This is a genomic window from Pyxidicoccus caerfyrddinensis, from assembly GCF_010894405.1.
In the GTDB taxonomy this organism is placed as follows: Bacteria; Myxococcota; Myxococcia; order Myxococcales; family Myxococcaceae; genus Myxococcus; species Myxococcus caerfyrddinensis.
This window is the reverse complement of record NZ_JAAIYA010000071.1, coordinates 1-4,874: the sequence shown is the minus strand read 5'-3', so window position 1 is coordinate 4,874 and position 4,874 is coordinate 1. Positions and strand designations below refer to the sequence as shown.

The following is a 4,874-nucleotide window of genomic DNA, read 5'->3' as shown; positions in this document are numbered from 1 at the left end:
CTGCCCCGTACCGCCGTGCTGCCCACCCAACCCGCCGCCCGTCCTGCCCGCCCAACCCGCCGCCCGTCCTGCCCACCGCCCCGTACCGCCCCGTGCTGCCCGCGGTACCCCATAGCAGGGCGCGTGCCGACCTTGATCCATGACAGAAGCCAAGCAGTTACAGGTACTTGAAGGCATGTCGCATGTTTGTATTCATTCATGCGCCAGTAAGATCTCCGGTAAGCCCTGGCGGAATACCCAGCAGCCGTCCTGGCGTTGATCCGAGATGCCCCTCAAGACCAAGCGCTGGTGTGTGCCAGCGGAGCCGGATGACGGCTACCGGGTCCTGGTCTGCCGCTACCGCCCCCGCGGCCTGCCCAAGGCCAAGGAGACGTGGGACGTGTGGATGAGCGATCTGGCGCCCAGCCCGGACCTCTTCGACGCCTTCTACGGAAAGGGCCAGTCGCCCATCACCCTCGACGCCTACCGCGAGCGGTACGTCCAGCAGATGCAGGCCCAGCAGGACAAGATTGCCGCCTTGGCCGCCCGGGTGGATCAGGGCGAGTCGGTGACGCTGCTCTGCTCGAAGGACTGCATCCTCGAGCCCATCTGCCACCGCACGCTCCTCGCCCAGCTCATCGAGGCCGCGCGCCGCAAATGAAAACGGGGCCCGGGTAGAAACCCGGGCCCCGCGTAGGTGACTCACGAAGGCTCGCGTCTCAGTGCGACGGAGCCGGAGTCGGCACCGCTTCAGCCTCGCCCGTGGACCGCTTCGCCTCGCCGCGCAGCTTCTGCATCAGCACGTAGAGGCCGGGGATGAACACGAAGTTCACCACCGTGGACACGAGCATGCCGCCGAACACCGCCGTGCCCAGCGAGTTGCGAGACGCCGCGCCCGCGCCCGACGCCGTCATCAGCGGCACCACGCCGAGGAGGAACGCAATCGACGTCATGAGGATGGGACGCAAGCGCACTTCGGCCGCCTCCACCACCGCGTCGATGGCGCTCTTGCCGCCCTCGCGCAGCTGCTCCGCGAACTCCACGATGAGGATGGCGTTCTTGCTGGCGAGACCCACCAGCATGACGAGTCCCACCTGGCAGAACACGTCATTGGCGTACCCGCGCAGCAACTGCAGCCCGAGCGCGCCCATGATGGCCAGCGGCACCGAGAAGATGATGACCAGCGGAAGGCTGAAGCTCTCGTACTGCGCCGCCAGCACCAGGAAGACGAAGAGCAGGCCCAGGCCGAAGATGATCAGCGTCTGACCACCGCTCTGCTTCTGCTCCAGGCTGATGCCCGTCCACTCCGCGCTCATGCCCTGGGGCAGGACCTGCGCTGACAGCGCCTCCATCGCCTCCAGCGCCTGACCGGAGGACACGCCCGGTGCACCCTGGCCGTTGACCTCCACCGCGCGGAAGAGGTTGTAGTGCCGGATGACCTGCGCGGACACCGTGGGCTCCACCTGCACCAGCGACTCCAGCGGAATCATGTCCCCGCTGTCGCTGCGCACGTAGAAGGCGCCGATGTCCTGCGGGCTGTCGCGGAACTGCTGCTCGGCCTGGACGTAGACGCGGTACGTGCGGTTCGCGTAGTTGAAGTCGTTGACGTACTGGCTGCCCATGTAGACCTGCATGGTGCCGAAGATCTGCTCGATGGGGACACCGAGCGCCTTGGCCTTCTGCCGGTCCACCTCCACGTCCAGCAGCGGCGTGTCGGCGTTGAAGGCGGTGAAGACGCCGCGCAGCTGCGGGTTCTCGTTGCTCTTCGCGATCAGCGCCTGGACGGCTGCGGCCACCTGGTCCAGCGAGCTGGTGCCGGCGATGTCCTCGACGATGTACTGGAAGCCGCCCACGCTGCCCACGCCGCGGATGGCCGGGGGCTGGAAGGGCATCACGCGCGCTCCGCCAATGCGGCCGAGCGGCCCACGCAGCCGCTCCACCAGCGCGGCCACGGTGTGCTCCTTGCCCGGCCGCTCCTCCCACGGCTTCAGGGCCGTGAACATGGTGGCCATGTTGGGACCCGTGCCCTGGAATGAGAACCCGCCGATGGCGAACACCGCGCGAATCTCCGGCTGCTTGGCGAGCACGGCTTCCGCCTCGGCCAGCACCTTCTCCGTCTGGGCGAGCGACATGCCCTCCGGGCCCTGCACGGAGATGATGAGGTAGCCCTGGTCTTCATCCGGGATGAAGCCCGTGGGCGCCGCCCGGAAGAGCACCACCGTGCCGGCGATGCAGAGGAGGAACGCCACCAGGACGATGAGCGGGTGCTTCAGCAGCTTGCGCAGGTTGCGGCCGTACACGGCGCGCGTCCAATCCAGCGCCTTGTCCACCCAGCGGAAGAAGATCCACTTCTCACCCTGCTGGTGCTTGAGCATCCGCGCGGACAGCGCGGGCGTGAGCGTCAGGGCGCAGAAGGTGGAGAGGGCCACCGACGCGGCGATGGTGAGCGCGAACTGCCGGTAGATGGCGCCGGTGGTGCCGGGGAAGAGGGCCACCGGGACGAACACCGCCACCAGCACGATGGAGATGGCGATGACCGCGCCGGACACTTCCTTCATGCCCTCGCGCGCGGCCTGCACGGGCGTCAGGTGCCGCTCCACCATCAACCGCTCGATGTTCTCGATGACGACGATGGCGTCGTCCACCACCAGACCCGTGGCCAGCGTCAGGCCGAAGAGGGTGAGGGTGTTGATGGAGAAGCCCATCAACTGGACGAAGGCGAAGGTGCCCACCAGCGAGACGGGGAGGGTGAAGGCGGTGATGAGCACGCTGCGCCAGCCGTGCAGGAACAGGAAGATGACGAGGATGACGAGCGCAATCGCCTCCACCAGCGTCTGGAGCACCTCGTGGATGGAGGCGCGCACCGCGAGCGTGGTGTCCGTGCCCGTCTGGAACACCATGCCCGGGGGGAACTGCGCGGACAGCCGCTCCAGCTCCGAGTAGACGCCGTCACGCACGTCGAGCGCGTTGGCGGTGGGCAGCTGGAAGATGGCGAGGCCGACGGCCTGCTTGCCGCCGAAGCGCAGCAGCGTGCCGTAGTTCTCCGCGCCCATCTCCACGCGGCCCACGTCCTTCACGCGCACGCTCTTGCCGTCGTTCTGGCGCATGAGGACGATTTCGCCGAACTCGTCCGGCTCCACGAGCCGGCCCCGCGCCCGCACCGCGAGCTGGTAGGGCTGGTCCTCGGCGGACGGCGGCTGGCCCACCGAGCCCGCGGCCACCTGGAGGTTCTGCTCCTGGAGGGCGCGAGTCACGTCCTGCGGGGTGAGCTTGCGGCGCGCCAGCTCCGTGGGGTCCAGCCACAGGCGCATGGAGAACTTGCGCTCACCGAAGATGCGCACCTCGCCCACGCCGCGAACGCGCTTGATGGCGTCCTTGAGATTCACATCGGCGTAGTTGCTGAGGAACTTCGCGTCGTAGCGCTCGTCGGGGCTGAACAGCGCCACCGTCATCAGCATCTGGCTGGAGGCCTTGTTGACGACGATGCCCGTCTGGTTCACCTGCGCGGGCAGGCGCGCGGCGGCGCGGCTGACGCGGTTCTGCACGTCCACCGCCGCCACCTCGATGTCGCGCGTGGGCTCGAAGGTGATGGTGATCTGACTGGTGCCGTCATTGCTGCTGGTGGAGGTGATGTAGCGCATGCCCTCCACGCCGTTGAGCTCCTGCTCCAACGGGATGGTGACGGCGCTCTCCACCACCTCGGAGCTGGCACCCACGTAGGTGCTGGTGACGGTGACCTGCGGCGGCGCCAGGTCCGGGTACTGGGCGATGGGCAGCGTGGGGATGGCGATGGCCCCCACCAGCGTCAGCAGGATGGAGCAGACGATGGCGAAGACGGGCCGGCGGATGAAGAAGTCGACGAACATGGTGTTCTCCGGCTCAGCGGCTGCCGCCCACGGGCGCGCCGCCTCCTGTGCCGCCAGCCGTCGGCGTGGTTCCCAGGGCCTCGGCCGGCGCCTCGGCGTGGGGCGCAACCTTCACCTTCACGGCCATGCCGTCGCGCAGCGCCTGCATGGAGGAGACCGCGACCAGGTCTCCCGCCTTCAGGCCCTTCTCCACGACGTAGGCCAGCTCGCCCAGCGCGCCGAGGGTGATGGGGCGACGCTCCACCACCGTCTTGCCTTCCTTCTCCTGCACCACCAGCGCGAAGGGCTGGCCGCTCTGGCGCACCACCGCGAGCGCCGGAATCTGCAGGGCGTCCCGGACGGAGTAGACGATGCGCGTGCGCACCAGCTCGCTGGGGCGCATGCCCACCGTGTTGCGGAAGGCGGCCTTCACCTCCACCAGCTGGGTGCGCGGGTCGGCCTGCGGCGCGACGAAGAAGACGGTGCTGGTGAGCAGCACCTTCCCCTTCGCGTCGAGGAGCTCCACCGCCGTGTCGGGCTTGAGGGCGCGGGCGCGCGAGGAGGGCACCGACGCGCTCACCTCGAGCACGTCCGCCTGCGCCACGCTGGTCAGCGGCGTGGTGGCGCTGACGAAGTCACCCAGTCGCACCAGCACGTCACCCACGGTGCCGGCGAAGGGCGCGCGCACCACGTTGAACTGCAGCTGCACCTGGCGCTGCGTCACCTGCGCGGCGGAGGAGCGCGACGCGGCGTCGGCGGCCTCCACCTGGGCGCGGGCGGCCTCCAGCTCCTGCGCGCTCGCGAGGCCCTCCTTCTGGAGCGCCTCCGTGCGGGCCAGGGTGCGGCGGGAGAGCTCCAGGTTCACCTTGGTGGAGCTGAGCTGGGCCTGGGCGCTGTCGAGCGCGGCCGTGTCCTCGCGCGCGTCCACCTCCAGCAGGGGCGCTCCGGCCTCCACCTGCTGGCCGGGCTTCACGTGGATGCGGCGCACGTAGCCGCCCACCTGCGGCAGCACCGTGACGCTCTGCCGCGACATCAGCGAGCCGAGGTACT

The 4,874-nt window shown here is 69.1% G+C and carries 3 protein-coding genes; 1 reads left to right on the top strand and 2 read right to left on the bottom strand.

The genetic code is table 11. From position 1 onward, the window contains the following. Window positions 1–265 precede the first annotated feature (265 nt). The gene (locus tag G4D86_RS51420; protein ID WP_164003051.1) at window positions 266–640 is read left to right on the top strand and encodes a DUF488 domain-containing protein; all 375 of its coding nucleotides are present in this window, start codon (window positions 266–268) and stop codon (window positions 638–640) included. A 58-nt stretch (window positions 641–698) separates the two neighbouring features. On the opposite strand, the gene G4D86_RS51415 is transcribed toward G4D86_RS51420, so the two are convergent. Further along, entirely contained in the window at window positions 699–3,845 is a 3,147-nt protein-coding gene (locus tag G4D86_RS51415; protein WP_164003050.1) for an efflux RND transporter permease subunit, read from the bottom strand. A 13-nt stretch (window positions 3,846–3,858) separates the two neighbouring features. Beyond that, window positions 3,859–4,874, bottom strand: a 1,016-nt coding sequence (locus tag G4D86_RS51410; protein ID WP_164003049.1) for an efflux RND transporter periplasmic adaptor subunit, incomplete at its 5' end; no start/stop codon positions are given.

Coding starts and splice junctions, on each gene's coding strand:
- G4D86_RS51420 (WP_164003051.1), top strand. CDS start 266: ATGCCCCTCAAGACCAAGCGCTGGTGTGTGCCAGCGGAGCCGGATGAC.
- G4D86_RS51415 (WP_164003050.1), bottom strand. CDS start 3,845: ATGTTCGTCGACTTCTTCATCCGCCGGCCCGTCTTCGCCATCGTCTGC.